The organism is bacterium (genome assembly GCA_016708315.1).
GTDB lineage: Bacteria > Zixibacteria > MSB-5A5 > CAIYYT01 > CAIYYT01 > JADJGC01.
On the sequence record JADJGC010000025.1, the window covers coordinates 40,862 to 56,332 of the forward strand.

Annotated in this window: 16 protein-coding genes and 2 pseudogenes; 14 read left to right on the plus strand and 4 right to left on the minus strand. The window is 50.0% G+C overall.

Translation table 11 applies throughout. The features are described from left to right. Positions 1 to 323 precede the first annotated feature (323 nt). The 4 genes and pseudogenes from IPH59_17490 to IPH59_17505 all read right to left on the minus strand — a co-directional run bounded on the left by IPH59_17490 (position 324) and on the right by IPH59_17505 (position 2,724). A pseudogene (locus IPH59_17490) lies at positions 324 to 491 on the minus strand (recombinase zinc beta ribbon domain-containing protein). Next, the gene (locus tag IPH59_17495; protein MBK7093481.1) at positions 488 to 1,366 is read right to left on the minus strand and encodes a recombinase family protein; all 879 of its coding nucleotides are present in this window, start codon (positions 1,364 to 1,366) and stop codon (positions 488 to 490) included. Before IPH59_17495 ends, IPH59_17490 begins: the two are co-directional and overlap by 4 nt. 9 nt (positions 1,367 to 1,375) lie before the next feature. After that, a complete protein-coding gene (locus IPH59_17500; protein MBK7093482.1) occupies positions 1,376 to 2,329 on the minus strand; it encodes a hypothetical protein in 954 nt (317 codons plus the stop codon). A gap of 2 nt (positions 2,330 to 2,331) precedes the next feature. Further along, positions 2,332 to 2,724, minus strand: coding sequence for a helix-turn-helix domain-containing protein (locus IPH59_17505; GenBank protein MBK7093483.1), 393 nt, complete (start codon positions 2,722 to 2,724; stop codon positions 2,332 to 2,334). A 144-nt stretch (positions 2,725 to 2,868) separates the two neighbouring features. On the opposite strand from IPH59_17505, the gene IPH59_17510 reads away from it, so the two are divergent. From IPH59_17510 to IPH59_17575, 14 genes and pseudogenes are all read left to right on the plus strand, one after another. Continuing rightward, complete coding sequence (locus tag IPH59_17510) at positions 2,869 to 3,084, plus strand: helix-turn-helix transcriptional regulator (GenBank protein ID MBK7093484.1); 216 nt, start codon at positions 2,869 to 2,871, stop codon at positions 3,082 to 3,084. Positions 3,085 to 3,792: 708 nt separating this feature from the next. Beyond that, positions 3,793 to 4,869, plus strand: coding sequence for a site-specific integrase (locus tag IPH59_17515; protein ID MBK7093485.1), 1,077 nt, complete (start codon positions 3,793 to 3,795; stop codon positions 4,867 to 4,869). Between the two features lie 338 nt (positions 4,870 to 5,207). Beyond that, a complete protein-coding gene (locus IPH59_17520; GenBank protein MBK7093486.1) occupies positions 5,208 to 8,213 on the plus strand; it encodes an N-6 DNA methylase in 3,006 nt (1,001 codons plus the stop codon). Between the two features lie 124 nt (positions 8,214 to 8,337). Continuing rightward, positions 8,338 to 8,532 carry a hypothetical protein gene (locus IPH59_17525; protein MBK7093487.1) on the plus strand — a complete coding sequence of 65 codons (195 nt, stop codon included), beginning with the start codon at positions 8,338 to 8,340 and terminating at the stop codon, positions 8,530 to 8,532. Between the two features lie 860 nt (positions 8,533 to 9,392). After that, positions 9,393 to 10,709 carry a TolC family protein gene (locus IPH59_17530; GenBank protein MBK7093488.1) on the plus strand — a complete coding sequence of 439 codons (1,317 nt, stop codon included), beginning with the start codon at positions 9,393 to 9,395 and terminating at the stop codon, positions 10,707 to 10,709. A gap of 2 nt (positions 10,710 to 10,711) precedes the next feature. Continuing rightward, positions 10,712 to 11,299 carry a hypothetical protein gene (locus IPH59_17535; protein MBK7093489.1) on the plus strand — a complete coding sequence of 196 codons (588 nt, stop codon included), beginning with the start codon at positions 10,712 to 10,714 and terminating at the stop codon, positions 11,297 to 11,299. Between the two features lie 8 nt (positions 11,300 to 11,307). After that, positions 11,308 to 11,778 (plus strand): efflux RND transporter periplasmic adaptor subunit, encoded by a 471-nt coding sequence (locus IPH59_17540; protein ID MBK7093490.1) that lies wholly within the window; start codon positions 11,308 to 11,310, stop codon positions 11,776 to 11,778. A gap of 9 nt (positions 11,779 to 11,787) precedes the next feature. Further along, entirely contained in the window at positions 11,788 to 12,063 is a 276-nt protein-coding gene (locus IPH59_17545; GenBank protein ID MBK7093491.1) for a hypothetical protein, read from the plus strand. A gap of 76 nt (positions 12,064 to 12,139) precedes the next feature. Beyond that, positions 12,140 to 12,472, plus strand: a complete 333-nt coding sequence (locus IPH59_17550; protein MBK7093492.1) for an efflux RND transporter permease subunit — start codon at positions 12,140 to 12,142, stop codon at positions 12,470 to 12,472. A 24-nt stretch (positions 12,473 to 12,496) separates the two neighbouring features. Further along, positions 12,497 to 12,838 (plus strand): efflux RND transporter permease subunit, encoded by a 342-nt coding sequence (locus tag IPH59_17555; GenBank protein MBK7093493.1) that lies wholly within the window; start codon positions 12,497 to 12,499, stop codon positions 12,836 to 12,838. Between the two features lie 28 nt (positions 12,839 to 12,866). Then, positions 12,867 to 13,673 carry an efflux RND transporter permease subunit gene (locus tag IPH59_17560; protein MBK7093494.1) on the plus strand — a complete coding sequence of 269 codons (807 nt, stop codon included), beginning with the start codon at positions 12,867 to 12,869 and terminating at the stop codon, positions 13,671 to 13,673. A gap of 34 nt (positions 13,674 to 13,707) precedes the next feature. Beyond that, on the plus strand, positions 13,708 to 14,283 hold the full coding sequence (locus IPH59_17565; protein ID MBK7093495.1) for an efflux RND transporter permease subunit: 576 nt from the start codon (positions 13,708 to 13,710) through the stop codon (positions 14,281 to 14,283). Further along, positions 14,259 to 14,432, plus strand: a pseudogene (locus IPH59_17570) (efflux RND transporter permease subunit). Before IPH59_17565 ends, IPH59_17570 begins: the two are co-directional and overlap by 25 nt. Before the next feature lie 206 nt (positions 14,433 to 14,638). Beyond that, a complete protein-coding gene (locus IPH59_17575; GenBank protein ID MBK7093496.1) occupies positions 14,639 to 15,322 on the plus strand; it encodes an efflux RND transporter permease subunit in 684 nt (227 codons plus the stop codon). The last annotated feature ends 149 nt before the right edge of the window (positions 15,323 to 15,471 follow it).

Consider the following 15,471-nt stretch of genomic DNA (forward strand, 5'->3'; position numbering starts at 1 on the left):
TGCCGAAGGTCGCTTACGTATTCGTGCAATTCCCGCTTGGTCAAAATATTCAGCGGTTGGTGACTTGACGACTCAAGCTCCGCAAGCTTCCGTGCTGACCCATCGACACTCAATCTCAATTCCCTGATTCGAGGTGCCAGGTCTTCCAAGTCGACCTTGCCTGATTCAACAGCTTTATAGAGATTGTCGAGCTTTCGCTTTTCCCTTTCCATGTGGCGCTCTAACTCCGAAACTTGGTCGGAGTCTGATGTCTGCATTTCGACGAGTGCCTCATTGGTAAGCCTCAAGAGATCCCGCAGATTGTCTTCAGTTAAAACACGAAGCTTCAACTGCTCGATAACCAGAGACTCAATCTTGTCACGATTGATCATGCAAGCGCTACATTCAGTCTTGCCCTTCCGAATCGAATTGAGGCAGCCGTAGTAGTGGTATCGCCCGGACTTGGCTGGCATACCTTGCAGGGAGTATCCGCATTTGCCACAGTAAATCAGCGCCGATAGTAGGTAATCCGACGTAAGCGATCTTGGCCTGCACGGAGAGGGCTCTTGCTACCCACAAGTCTGCGAACGGCTGCGAACTGGTCCATCGAAATTATTGCTGGATGGTTGTCTTCTCTCCTAATTGGCTGTTGAGATTTGTCTTTTCGACCCCAAATCAGCGTACCCGTGTACAGCTCATTGCCAAGAATGTACAGGACACCATTCTTATTCCAAGCCTTACCTCGATTGTTCTTTAGACCTTCCGAGTTCAGACTCTTCGTGATTTCCTTCGCTCCCTTGCCTGAAAGAGCCATGTCAAAGATTCTCCGAATGACACCCGAGTAATTCTCATCAAGAACGAATCGACCCTTGCCGTTTGCCCCCTTCTCGGATCGGTCAATCAAGTATCCAATCGGTGGAGTCCCTCCGCTGAAATAGCCCCTGCTTGCGCTTTCCCTCATACCGCGTTTTGTGTCTTGTGCAAGATTGGCAGAATAGAATTCGTCCATGACTTCGATCATGCCTTCGAAGAGCTTACCGGTTGGAGTATCATCGATTTGCTCGTTGATGGAGACAAGTTGGACTCCATGCTTTCGCAGAAGTGATTTGTACATGATAGAATCTTCGCGATTGCGGGCAAACCGCGAGAGCTTCCAGACCAAAATCACATCGAATTGCTTTACTCTATTCTTCGAGGCTGCGATCATCTCCTGAAATGCCGGTCTATGGGCTGTACGAGCGCTCTCAGCTTCGTCGACGTAGTCCCTAACCACATCATATCCCTTCGACTCAGCGTGCTTTCTCAGCGCCTTCAATTGCGCTGGAATCGAAAGATCTTTCTCTGCTTGTTTTTCTGAAGAGACACGTGCGTAGAGTACTGCTTTCATGATTTGTCCCTAAATGGTCTGGTCCCATTTTTCGATGGTCATTGGCCGACAACGGAGAATCTGTTGTCGTAATGCTGAATTATCCTCCTTCAAGATCGCAATCACGATCAGTCTATCGATCCCCTTTGCACTCAGATGGGGACGGATCACAACAGAAAGTGGATACTTCTCCCAATAGTCGAGGCCTGTCAAGGTCTCAATGTACAGCGAGCGATTCTGCGTCAGACAACGCTTCAAATGGTTCTTGATTGGCACCAATTGTCCCCGCTTAGCAAAGAGGGCGTTGGGCATCATGCCTCGCGACTTATGGTCAAATTTAGGATTTCGAAACGCACCGCCTGAACGAAGGAAACCTTCCGGCACATCCTTTCTTATCTCGTAGATGGCTCCCCAGAACGTGAAGCGACGTGGTAACTTGGCTAAGTTGCGGATGATGCGCGTTAAGGCCGTACGGTATGACCTATTGTACATTTTCCCAAGTCTAATCGGATCGAGACCGTGTTCGAACACGTTCAGTCCAAAGGCGTCATCTCCATAAATGATTGTGGCTGCGAATGCATCAGCCTGAGCTTCAAGGTCTTCTTCGCGTGCATCGACCAGCTTTGGGTGAATGTCTTTGAAGCATGCTCCCAGAATCTCGCGCAATTCATGGGCGAGGGTAAACAGCTGGACCTCTTCAGTCGTCAGGGCGAACAAAGATGAAGATTTCGTCACCTTCTTTGTTGAACATGCCTCCGGGTCCAGCGTCTGCGGATAGGGCACTATTGCGGTCACTCCCATAGTTCCCAAGAGCAGCCTTTTGAAGCCCTTGAGTGTAAGATGCCCTTTGATTCCATAGAAACGCCTGCACGCCATCGCGAGATACTCTGGGTCCTTGATTCGACGCCGACCTGAAGTTCTCCAGAAGTGATCGCAGAAGTTCATCAACGATTTGTCAACAGCTACTTGAACCTGCTCCAGCATTTCTAACCCCCGCTCTTCCCCTTCCCCTTCTGCTTCAGCTCGCGGTAAAGATTCGCTATTACTCTCTTGGCTTCAAAACTTAGATCACCTCTGAATCTGTGACCAACATTTACAGTCTGGTCCTTCATCGCTTGCTGAAATAACTCTTCGACATCGAATCTGTCTTGCTCCTGCACGGTTGCGTCAAGATATCCAGCGATCTTCATCAACTCTTCCAGATCCTCTCCGTATGCCGCTGCAAGGCTCTTAAGTATCCGTGGATGTGGGTCTTTCCGTTTTCCGCTTTCGATCAAGCAAAGATAGGCATTAGAGACGCCTGACAGCTCCTCGACCTGGCGGAGCGTCATTCCACGCTCCTCTCTCCTCGCCTTCAAATAGGCTCCAATTTTGCTCACCAACCCTCCTGTTAGGTACATCTAAACTAACAGAATCTGCTAACATATGCAAGCAGTTTTTACAATTTTAGATTTAGGACTTGTTGTCAAGTTAGCAAAGTCTTTCTATTGTAAGCAAATGTTAACGAGGCTATGCAAGATATCATGAACCGTACAAAGCTCCGACTCGACACGATTGTTGATCTCCTGACACGAAAGAACCTTTCGCAGAATTGGCTGGCAAAGAGACTTAACATATCCAGCGGCTACATGTCGCAACTACTGACCGGACAGAGAACTCCATCGCCAAGTCTGCGTGCCCGAATTCTCGAGCACTTTCCCGAGACCACGTTTGACGATCTGTTCGAGATCATGAAGTGACGATCAATAACGAGGGCATTCAGGGAGGATTGGAATTGCTCGCGAGGATCATTGCCCGCAAAGTGATAGCCCAAGAGTCAACTCAATCGACTTCCCCGCCAATCAGTGGACAGGGCAAGTTGATTCGCCAAGAGACGACTCCGACGCCATCCAGCAGGAAGCTGCTGGCTCTCCACCGAAAGAGGGAACGCCCTGAAGCGGTCACTTTACAACCGGATTAGGAAGATCAAATCTGCGAGGTCCTATACCATGGCAGAGCTTGCTGAACTTTGAAGTCCACGTACGAACCGTCCAAGCCTGGCATAAGGCGGGCCTCACACCAAACAATTCCAACAATCGACCTCTCTTGTTTCGGGGTGATATCATCAAGGCATTCCACACCAAGCGTCGAGATCGGGGGCGTCACAAACTAAGACCCGGCGAATTCTACTGTCCAAGATGTCACGAACCCAGAAGACCAAGACCTGATTCCGTTACTTTTGAAGTTACAAACAAACGTGTTGGCAAGACGGCGCTACAAGTCATGATCCGTGCATCATGTCAGACCTGCGGCTGCCATCTGAACTTGATTTCGACTGACAAATACCTGGAACGACAAAGAGAACAAATGAATCCGGTGCAGCAGCAGCGAGGATTAGAGTGTGGGAAATTGGTCTTCGTATTCACTGACTTGAAAGCAGGATAATGTTATGATGATCAACTCGGAAAATGAGAGAATCAAGAAATGTACTTGATCGGTTGAAAGAGCCTGGCGGCTTTTCGGACGACTCTATCAATTCGATCTCGGGAGCGCTTCTCAAATATGACCAATATTCCAATTCTGAAGATTATGGGCTGATGTCGCCTGCGAAAGCAGTGGCGTTCAAGAAGTGGCTTTCAGAGCAACAGGTCAGAGGCAGACCAATTTCCCTGACGAGCAACTATCACACCTTGAGGCACGTCCGAGGCTTCGTCAAATGGCTTACCGGCGAACCGGGATTCAAGATACAAAACTTGAGAGATTCGATTGACTATCTGAACCTCGATCAAAATCAGATCCGGGAAGCGACCGCTCCTAAATATGCCGAATCCCCGTCACTCGAACATACGAAGCAGCTTGTGGCATCCATCGATCAATCAGGCGAAATCGGAAAGCGCGATGCTGCGCTCATCGCGTACCTCTTGCTGACCGGAATGCGAGACTTAGCAGTGGCGTCATTCCCTATCGTTTGTTTTGACCGGACCACGCTATTGATCAAGCAGGACCCTGCAAAGGGCGTCAAAACCAAACGAAGAAAGACCATTTACTCGCAACTTCTCCAATTCGATGAATCTCTCGTAAGAGTTGTTCTCAATTGGTACGATTACCTTGTGAATGAAAAGCAATTCAAACCAACAGATCCCCTTTTTCCCCAAACCGACATTCGGCAATCTGTAGGCGGGTACTCCTTTGAATCACGTGGGGTGAAGCCGGAATTTTGGCAAACAGCTTCGCCCATTCGGAAGATTATACTTGATCGCTCACGAGAAGCGAATTTGCCGTATTTCAAACCGCATTTGTTCCGCCGTGCTGCAATCCGCCTTGCCACCCCCTTTGCGAAAAACGCCGAGCAGATAAGAGCCTTGAGCCAGAACTTCGGCCACGATAACATTGGCACAACGCTTATGACTTACGGTATGCTTGATACCCACCAAGTCATCGAAATCGTAGGAAAGATGGATTTTGGTGCGGTTCCAAAGGGAAAAGTCGATAAGGCGCAGATTGCCTCGATGATAGCCTACCTTCAAAGTCTGAATGATGAATGATGCACCTGCAACTAATCAGAAAGAGATTGCAAACTCTCCCTGAATCGCATTACTTTTTGAGTCAAATTGACAGATCGACTGTCGGAGGTAAAGCTGGATCAACTTGAGCAAAAATCCACTTGCGCCAGTAACAGAAGGGAACGAGTCTGGAAGGCTTAGACAAAAGGACTGAGGGCATTCTCTCTACCTACCTAAGAGAAATCCCGAGACTCTCCAATGAGTCTGCAAAGACTCATCGTTTCATGGGACTCATCAGTGACCTCTTTACAGGAACATCTGCGTCAATCGACGTGGCGCGAGGTATTGAGAAGATCGTAAGGATCAACCTTCAGGATCGCGTGAAAAAGGGTAGGATTGATGCTTATTACGGCAATGTCATTATCGAGTTCGAGAATTCGCTAAAGTCGACTGAAGCCATCGCCAAAGAGCAGCTACGAGAATACGCATCAGGCGTCTGGTCAAAAGAGGGACAGCCCTTTCGAGCGTTACTTTGTGTCGCTACCGATGGTATCGAGTGGAAGGCCTTCCTACCTCGGCATAAGCAGGATCAAAAGCGAGCTCCCAGACCAGACGAAATAGTACTTGAGCCATTTTACGAGGTGACTCTTACTCCAGACAAACTCCGAGAATTTTGGATATGGTTGACCAGCCTCTTGTTCAGAACCGAAGCCACAAACCCGACTGCGGAACGATTCAGCATTGATTTCGGAGCGATGAGCCCCGCGTACATAGACGCGTTGGAATCGTTGCGCCGGGCTTGGACAGAAATTGGCAAATCGCCGGAGCCAAAATTGGCTTTTGAGACTTGGCGCAATTATCTGGCAGTCACCTATGGTAGCGTCGGGAATGAGTCGGAGGAACTTACGACTCTCTTCTTGAAGCATACTTATCTGGCCAGTGTTGCTCGTTTTCTCGTTTGGGCTGCATTGTCGTCTGGCAAGTCGAGCGGCAAATTTGGTGACATCGCCAACGAGATTCTCTCTGGAGAGTACTTTCGCACAAAGGGAATTGAGAACCTGGTCGAAGATGACTTCTTCCAATGGGTGAGACATCACAAATCCCAGGATATTATGGGACCCATTTGGGAGAGAATAATTGCACAAATGCGTACTTATGACTTGAGTAGAATTGGACAGGACGTTCTCAAGGGTATTTACCAGGAGCTGGTTGATCCCAAAGATCGACATGATCTGGGAGAATATTACACGCCCGATTGGCTTTGCGACCGAATCATAGCAGAGCTTCTTCCAAGCAAAGGGTTCGCGAGTGTCTTAGATCCATCGTGCGGCTCCGGTAGTTTTCTTCATGCAGCCATTACACATCAACTCGAATCAAATCCGGCGAGTAGTAATCCGGAGAGCTTGAAGGCGATACTCAACAACGTGGTAGGGATCGACATCCACCCGCTTGCTGTCACTATTGCCAAGACAACTTACTTACTTGCAATTCTGCCGCTCTTGAAGTCTGCAAAGCGACCGGTACAAGTACCTGTGTATTTGGCAGACTCGCTATTCTTACCAGGGGATGTCAAACAGTACGAGTTGGGCCGCAAGCCTGGGTTTGAAGTCAAGTTTGGCGGGCAATCAGTGATTATCCCAAGTGAACTCATTACCAATGCAGAGTTGTTTGACCCCGCAATCAATGCGTGTGCGAAGGTTGCCTTGGACCATGCAAAAAGCGAAAAGGAGAGTCGCAAAAGTCTTGCGCGATACTTGGAAAAGGCAGTTCCCGGATTAGTGGAGCTAAATGACTCCGAGGAAGCAATCACCGCCCTTTGGGATTTTACGGAGACACTTAGTCGACTAATCACAAAAAAGCAAAACTCGATTTGGGCATTTATAGTACGCAATGGCTATCGACCAGCAATGCTGCGGGAGAAATTCAAGTATATTGTTGGAAATCCGCCGTGGCTGTCCTACCGCTACATTGCCGACCCAAATTATCAAGCCGAAATCAAATTTCGGGCAGTCGATCAGTATGCTATCGCACCCACGTCTCAAAAACTGTTCACGCAAATGGAATTGGCCACGGTCTTTCTCGCTCACTCCCTAACAACCTTTGGCGAGCTTGGTGCGCGTCTCGGGTTCGTTATGCCCCGTAGTGTTCTTTCTGCAGATCAGCACGAGACGCTGCGAGGACGCAAATATCGTGCTCCCTTCTTGATTGATGGGTATTGGGATCTCAAAGAGGTAGCACCTGTGTTCAGCGTTCCGACCTGTGTTCTCTTTGCAACGAAGACAAAGGAACAGCCTGCTGGGACTATGAGCTACACTATTCCAGCGACAGAATGGTCAGGTCATTTGCAACATCGCGATGTTGGTTGGGCACAGGCGAAAACTGACTTGAAAAAGCGCGAAACTAATGCGTCCCTGATTTACATCGGGAAACGCAATGCCCTATCTACGTCATCTGGTTCAACCGAGCCGAGCTTGCCCAGCGAGTATCTTAGTCGCTTTAATCAGGGTGCCACCATTGTCCCGCGTAGTTTCTATTTTGTTCGAATTCAAGGTTTGACGAGTCGAATTGACCCAGACAAGCTCTATTCGGCGGAAACTGACCCGGAACAGGCGAAGCTGGCAAAGAAGCCGTACGATGATGTAGTTCTCAAAGGTCAAGTCGAGGGGCGATTCATTTTTTTGACCTCGATTTCTAAACATGTCCTACCGTTCGTGATGCTGAATCCGGCGCCTGTCGTACTCCCGTTGTCGGTCACTCATGGCAAACCACTGTTGGTAAGCGTCGAGACAATGCGCAAACAGGGGTTTCGCGAATTCGCAAAGTGGATGGGGAAAGCCGAAGAAATCTGGGCAACAAAGCGTGGTGACAAAGCCGGGAATCAGAGCATCTATGAGAGACTCGATTACAATCGGGGGTTGACTTCTCAAATCCCAAACGCCCTCTACATCGTGTTATATAATGCTGCCGGAACTGATGTCTGCGCTACTCGGGTTGACACTTCTACAATGACGACCCAGTTTGTTAACGACCATACGCTCTATCGGGCTGACTTTCAATCCGAAGAGGAGGCGGACTTCCTGACCGGAATACTGAACTCCAATCCAGTAAACGAATTGATAAAGCCATTCCAATCGATGGGTCTTCAAGGGGAACGTCACGTACACAAGAAGGTTCTCGAACTTCCCATCCCACTTTACAAATCGATTGATAAGCTTCATGTACGACTCGCTGAACTTTCAAAAGAAGCTCACCGGTCTGCTGCTGCCTTTGTCGTCACGGCAACGCTTCAAAAGTCCCTCGCTCGTCAAAGGGCCGCTATGCGCAACCATTTGAAGGGCACTATGGATGAGATCGACGTCATAGTCGAGAAGATTCTCGGTCGATGACTCGCCACCGCATGTTCGAGCATTGCCCAACGTTGATTGGTGATGGCGAAAGCACCGAATTTACCACGACTTCATCTTCACTGCGAACGACAAATCGAAATCCAGCGACTATGATCGCGTGTACGTGGTCGAAACAAAGGGGCTTCACCTTGCCGGTAATCTCAAGACCGACTACATTAGAAAGATCTTCGATATCTGCACCAAACAGGCCAAGTCCAAGACTTGGACCGAGCTTGGTCTTGAAATGAAGGACAAGGACTTGCGCTTCGAAGTCCTTTCAGAAGATGAGTGGGAAGCGAAGTTGAATGAGATACTGTAGTCTTGAGGCGAGATAGCGACTCTCAGTCATTGCAGAGTTATACTGACAAGGGCAATTGCGGCAGGGATTTACGGGTCGATTGGGATTACAGAAACTCCGACTTAACGGCGAAACACTACTATAATGATCCAGGTAATCAATTAAACTATAGGCAATGGCGACAAGATATTGCGACTGTTTAGCTGGCTTGACCCTGGGAACATCTCCAAGCTTTGATTGTTAAACCGAGGGCGAAACTCAAATTGCGCGATCTCTATCCGAAATGTAATTCGTTGGAGTATAGATAATTTTAGTCTTTGATCTTGTGGTTGAACTGGATATCTTAATGTTATGTTTTTGGACAGTCTCATGAAACCACTATACGTCTGGGTAATACTTCTGCTGATTTGCAATGCTCCCATTCGCGGACTGAATGTTCTGTGCGTAGGCGAATCAGGGCACATGGAGCTCGAGTCGGCCTGGTCAGCGTGTTGCACCGCAGACGCAAAGCCAAACGACCAATACAACAGTGAACTCTGCGGCATCGATAATGATTGTGGTTCTTGCGTCGATGTGGCATATCGAATTGATTCTGCACTTCGGACCGCTCCAAACACAAATGCTTCGTTATTACAGATTCCAGTTGGCATACCACTTGGTTCACTATGCAGCTCCACCGCTCCATTAGCTGAAACCGACGACCTTATTCGATATTGTTTCTTCGACTCGGCCCATGCAACTCCTGCAATTGCGCTCCTCCTTAGCGGCGTAATCCGCTGCTGATTCTCTAAGCATTCCTGACTTGATATCACGCCCTGCGATTACGCGGGCTCATTGCTCTCCCTTGGGGATAGCTTGTTACAATGCTTGGAGGATAATTGATGAAGAAACTGACACTTGCCTTTTTGATTTTCGAAGTACTTGCTTGCTCTACCTTGGCTACTGCCGAAACCCAACTAACGGACACGCTCGAGCTACCTGGTATCTTTGGTGAGTCGGGTGTCTCTCTTGGTGTGAATGTCACAGCAGACACCGTAATCTCAATCTCTGATGCCTTGGGGCTCGCGATTTCCCGCAATCCGCTTGTCGGCATTGCACGAGCCAGAATCACTGCAGCCCAAGGGCGACTTCAGCAAAGCGGTTATCGACCAAATCCGGAGTTCTCCGCAGAAGTAGAGGACTTTGGGAGGGGTGAAAAGTCCTCTCCAGCTCAAACGACCATTGGCGTCGAGCAGCCATTTGAATTGTTCGGTAAGCGCGGCGCGAGACAGGCGGTAGCCGAAGCGGAACTTTCGGCGGAAAGGTATTTGGCGCAGCAGCCTCTCCTTGATCTGTATCAGTCGGTTACAATAACATTTGTCTCGGCACTTGGAGCTGGCGCAAGTTTTTCTCTAACCCGCCAAAGACTCGACCTCTCACGCAAGATCGAAGAAGCTGTTGGAACCAAAGTTGCTGATGGCGCTGTGCCCAAGGCAGAACTACTCCGAGCACAATCAACAACCAAGCTGGCGGAAATCGAACTTTCAACCGCCGAGGCTATTGCCGCACAGCACCGCCTGGCGCTCGCGTCATTGTGGGGCTCGGCAGAGAGCGGATTCCGTGTTGAAGGCTCACTTGACGATTGGTTGATTTCCGAATCGACAAGTACCCGAGAATTCCAAATTGAAGACAATCCGGAATTGGCAAGCCTTCGCGAACAAGTGCGTGCCAGAAACGCGGAGATCCGTTTGGCAAAGGCTACCGGCAAACCCGATGTAAGTTTAGGAGCAGGCTACCGACGACTTCACGACGAGGGCAGCAATGCATTTTTGGTTTGGGCTGCAATCCCATTGCCTTTCTTCAATCGAAACCAGGGTGGTGTTGCCGAAGCCGTTGCACGGTTGAGCCAGTCGGAAGCGGAGCTGGCAGCGACCCGCCAAAGGATCGTGGGCGAGATTAGTCAACTACTGGTGCTTGCGAAGGTTCAGCGGAAACAAGTCAGTGTTCTCAGGGAACAGGTGATCCCGCCCGCCCAAGAGGCGATGGAGGAAATCGACTTCGCTTATCGGCTTGGCTCGCAACCTTACATAAACGTACTCGACGCCCAGCGAACGTTGTCTGAACTTCAGAGCGTGATTGATGCACTCGTTGCTGGAGCTCGGTCGACTGCCGAAATAGAACAACTAATTGGTCACCGATTAAGTCCGGTGAGGAGATAGCCATGAAGACATCTGTACTCATAACCATTGTAGCGGTCGCAGTATTGGCTGTCGCCGGATTTCTCGTGCTTCGAAGCGAGCCACCGGCAGCTACTGACGAACACGATCACGCAGCGCATGCAGAAGGATCCGGCGACCAACCCGCTCACGAAGAGGAGGGCAAAGTTGACGGACACAGCGAAGACGAACACGCCGAAGAGAGTCACGAGGGACACGACCACGAGGGCGGCGAGGAATCCGAAGGGGAACACGCCGATGAGGTGATTAGCCTGAGCGATGAGCACCTTATTGAAAATGATGTGACGTTTGCCAAAGCTGGACCTGGCGTGATTCGATTTGAGATCGAAATGCCGGGTGAGATTGTACTCAACGCCGACAAAGTGGCGCATATTGTTCCTCGATTCCCAGGTATCGCACAAAAAGTTTACAAGGACTTGGGTGACGAGGTTCAAGAGGGCGAAGCCTTAGCTGTCATTCAGAGTAATCAAAGCGTTGCTCCATACGAAGTGAAATCACTTGTCAGTGGAACCATTATTGAAAAGCACTTGACACTTGGGAATTTGTCCGAGACGATACTGATGTCTACGTAGTTGCAGACCTGTCAACCGTCTGGGCGAAGATCAGTGTTTATGCGAAATATATGCAGCAGGTCAAGAAGGGACTAAAAGTACGACTAACCGCTACCGGAATTGGCGACGTTGCCGAAGGGAGCATAGACTATGTCGGCCCAATTGTGGGGAGAGAAGACTCGCACGGTAGCGCACGGGTAGTGCTTCAGAACAGGAATCGAATGTGGCAACCGGGTGTTTTCGTGACGGCCCGGATCACGATCGACCAATTTTCTGTGCCCCTTGCAGTACCTGATGAAGCGATACAGACCGTCGAGGGAAAACCGAGCGTCTTTGTACGCGCTGCTGGCGGATTTACTGTTCGTTCAGTCGAGCTTGGCCGCTCCGATGGCCAGACCGTGGAAATATTACACGGACTCGCATTGGGCGAGTACGCCGCCTCCAACAGTTTCTTACTGAAGGCGGAACGAGGCAAATCTGAAGCAGCACACGAACATTAGGAGAGCAACATGAAAGAGATTAGAGCAATAATACAGCCGCATATGCTCTCGCGTGTCCGCGAAGGGCTCGAAGAACTTTCACACTTTCCAGGCATGACCGTCACAAAATGCCGTGGATTGGGTCGTGGTCGTGGACAAGGCGGCAGCTTCGTACAGACAGAAGACGAACTTCAGTATCATGACAGAGAGTGTCTATCATTGTCTGTAGTGACGAACAATGTTCCGAGATCGTCGACGTTATCGCTTCAAAGGCACACACCGGCAACCCAGGCGACGGTATCATAAGTCTCTGCGAAGTGGCCGTAGTCACGCGAATTCGGACTGGTCAAACCGGTTCGGACGCGGTATAGGAGTATGACTCATGCTTGACAAGATTCTCAACTTCTCGATTCAACACCGATGGCTGATCATGATTGCAGCGGCGGGTATTGCGGTGCTCGGCATTTTCAATTTCAACAAACTGCCAATCGATGCCGTACCCGACATTACCAATGTGCAGGTGCAGATCAATACCGAAGCTCCTGCCATGTCACCATTGGAAGTCGAAAAACAAATCACATTTACAATTGAAACAGCCATGGGCGGCATCCCCGGTGTTCAGTACACGCGATCGCTATCGCGTTACGGACTCTCGCAGGTTACCGTGGTGTTTATCGACGGCACGAACATCATTTTGCACGCCAACTTCAACTAACGCTTACAGGAGGCTAAAGGAAATCTGCCTCCAACAGCCGGAGAACCTACCATGGGGCCGATCTCCACTGGCCTGGGCGAAATCTACAGTTGGACGATTGAAGCGGAGCCGGGAGCGACCAAGCTGGATGGCTTGCCTTACACTTCGACTGACCTTCGTGAAATTCAAGATTGGGTCGTCAAACCTCAATTGCGAACCGTTCCGGGTGTTACCGAAGTCAATACTATTGGAGGCTATGAGAAACAGTTCCACGTGACTCCCGATCCGACTAAGCTCGTCTCTTGCGGGCTAAGCTTTCACGATGTCATGGAGGGACTTTCACGGAACAACACAAGCGCCGGGCAGGTTACATCGAGCATAGGGTGAGCAGTACCTTATCCGCGTGCCTGGGTTGGTGAGTGATATCAGCGATATTCAGAATATCATTGTAGGCGAGGATGACGGAACCCCCATCTTTATCCGCGACGTTGCGAACGTAAATCTCGGAAAGCAACTACGCACAGGCGCTGCCACTGAAAACGGTGAAGAAGTTGTCTTAGGTTCAGTCTTTATGCTGCTGGGTGAAAACAGTCGAACAGTTGCGAAGCGTGTTGGCGATAAGATGGAGGAAGTTAATAAGAGTCTACCCGAAGGCGTAATTGCGCGGACGGTGCGGGACCGGACTCAGTTAGTTGATGCCACTTTACGTACCGTCCGTAACAACCTCTTCGAAGGCGCAGTCCTGGTAGTCGTCGTGCTGTTTGTGTTGGTGGGAAACTTCCGAGCCGCACTCTTGGTATCTCTGACAATTCCACTCTCAATGCTTTTTGCTGTAACAGGGATGGTACAGTCAAAGATTAGCGGCAATTTGATGAGTCTCGGAGCAATCGACTTCGGCATTATTGTCGATGGCGCTGTTGTGATGGTAGAAAATATCATAAGGCGATTTGCTGAACGGCAACAGCACTTGGGAAGGGTGCTTTCGCGTGGTGAACGATTGGAAGAAGCATTCGAGAGCGCACGCGAGGTCGCCAGGCCAACGCTCTTCGGTGTTGGTATTATCATGATCGTATACTTGCCGATTCTCACTTTAGAGGGAGTCGAAGGAAAGATGTTTTTGCCTATGGCAGAAACCGTGCTACTCGCTTTGGGCGGAGCGCTCATCTTCACCTTACTTTCATTCCGGCGGGGATTGCTCATTTTCCTGTCTGGCCGAATCTGAAAAGGAAAGTATCATCGTCCGAGGTGCAAAACGAGTGTACGAGCCGCTCCTCCACGGGGCAATTCACAATCGGTGGGCTGTTGTCACGGTTGCGACCGCATTCGTTGCGTTTTGCTTGCTGGTTTCGACTCGTATGGGAAGTGAGTTTATCCCCCAGCTTGACGAAGGCGACATGGCAGTTCAAGCAATGCGTATACCATCGACCAGCCTGTCACAAGCGGTTGAAATGCAGAATCACCTTGAAAAGGCAATCCTGACTGTGCCCGAGGTCGAACGAGTTTATGCGCAGACTGGTACACAGGAGGTAGCTACTGATCCGATGCCTCCATCTGTATCAGACGTCTTTATAATTATGAAACCCCGTTCTGCATGGTCCGACCCGGACAAACTGAAGACAACTCTTGTCAAAGAGGTCGAAGGCGTTATCGCTGATTTGCCGGGCAATAATTACGAATTCACTCAGCCCATTCAGATGCGCTTCAACGAGCTTATCTCCGGCATTCGAAGCGACGTCGCAGTAAAGATCTTCGGCGATGATCTGGACGTGATGCTCAAAAGCGGTCAACAAATTGCGAGTATCCTTCAAGACATCCCAGGGCAGCAGACGTAAAAGTAGACCAAGTCTCTGGACTACCGATTCTGACAATCGACATCGATCGCAATTCAGTCGCCCGTTATGGGCTCAATATCGCCGATGTGCAAGAGGTCGTAGAGGTCGCTGTCGGTGGCACTTCGGTTGGAGAAGTCTATCGAAGGTGATCGCCGATTTGAGCTCGTCGTTCGGTTGCCGGAGGAGGTTCGCCGAGACGTTGAGGCTCGGAGTTCCTGCCAATTCCTTTGCCGGATCGCCATGGGAGAGTGGTTCCGGTGCAAAACTTACGAGCTTTGCGTTTTCCTCGAGTCGATCCCGGCTATGTGACTCTCGGCGCTATCGCTAACATTAGTATCGCCAAGGACCGAACCAAATTAGCCGTGAAAATGGAAAACGTCGTGTCGTAGTGCAGGCCAACGTTCGCGGACGCGACATCGGCTCATTTGTCGAGGACGCACAGCGCCGAATAAACGTGGAGGTAAAGCTACCGGCAGGGTATTGGAAGACCTGGGGTGGTCAGTTCGAAAATCTCCTTGCCGCAAAGGAGCGTCTGTTGTTTGTAGTGCCGGTCGCCTTGCTACTCATCTTTGCGCTGCTTTTCGCTACATTCAATTCGATAAAAGACTCGATACTTGTATTCACGGGCATTCCACTTGCACTCACTGGCGGCATCTTAACACTCTGGTTTCGAGGGATTCCACTCTCCATTTCAGCCGGAGTCGGATTCATTGCACTTTCGGGAATTGCTGTGCTGAACGGTCTCGTCATGGTGTCATTCATTAACAAGTTGCGCGACGAAGGCCTACCACTTGAAGATGCGATCAGTCGCGGTGCCCTTACGCGGTTGCGTCCAGTACTTATGACCGCTCTTGTAGCCTCCCTCGGCTTTGTACCGATGGCGATTGCTACCGGATCAGGTGCGGAAGTGCAACGGCCACTTGCGACTGTTGTAATCGGGGGCATATTGTCGTCGACCTTTCTAACGCTCGTCGTTTTGCCTGCGCTGTATCGTATATTTCATGGGCCAACTCCTGCTCCAGAAGCCACAGGCACGTAAGCCCAAATCCGCGTAGAGTATTCTCTAACATGGAGAGTACTTTACGCGAACTAAAGAAGTCGCTGCAGCAACACGGCAATATGGGGCTAAGCGGCATGCTGATGAACATCGACGCGGACATGTATGGCGGCGGTATGGTCCATTTTCGG

Coding starts and splice junctions, on each gene's coding strand:
- IPH59_17495 (MBK7093481.1), bottom strand. CDS start 1,366: ATGAAAGCAGTACTCTACGCACGTGTCTCTTCAGAAAAACAAGCAGAG.
- IPH59_17500 (MBK7093482.1), bottom strand. CDS start 2,329: ATGCTGGAGCAGGTTCAAGTAGCTGTTGACAAATCGTTGATGAACTTC.
- IPH59_17510 (MBK7093484.1), top strand. CDS start 2,869: ATGAACCGTACAAAGCTCCGACTCGACACGATTGTTGATCTCCTGACA.
- IPH59_17515 (MBK7093485.1), top strand. CDS start 3,793: ATGAGAGAATCAAGAAATGTACTTGATCGGTTGAAAGAGCCTGGCGGC.
- IPH59_17530 (MBK7093488.1), top strand. CDS start 9,393: ATGAAGAAACTGACACTTGCCTTTTTGATTTTCGAAGTACTTGCTTGC.
- IPH59_17535 (MBK7093489.1), top strand. CDS start 10,712: ATGAAGACATCTGTACTCATAACCATTGTAGCGGTCGCAGTATTGGCT.
- IPH59_17545 (MBK7093491.1), top strand. CDS start 11,788: ATGAAAGAGATTAGAGCAATAATACAGCCGCATATGCTCTCGCGTGTC.
- IPH59_17550 (MBK7093492.1), top strand. CDS start 12,140: ATGCTTGACAAGATTCTCAACTTCTCGATTCAACACCGATGGCTGATC.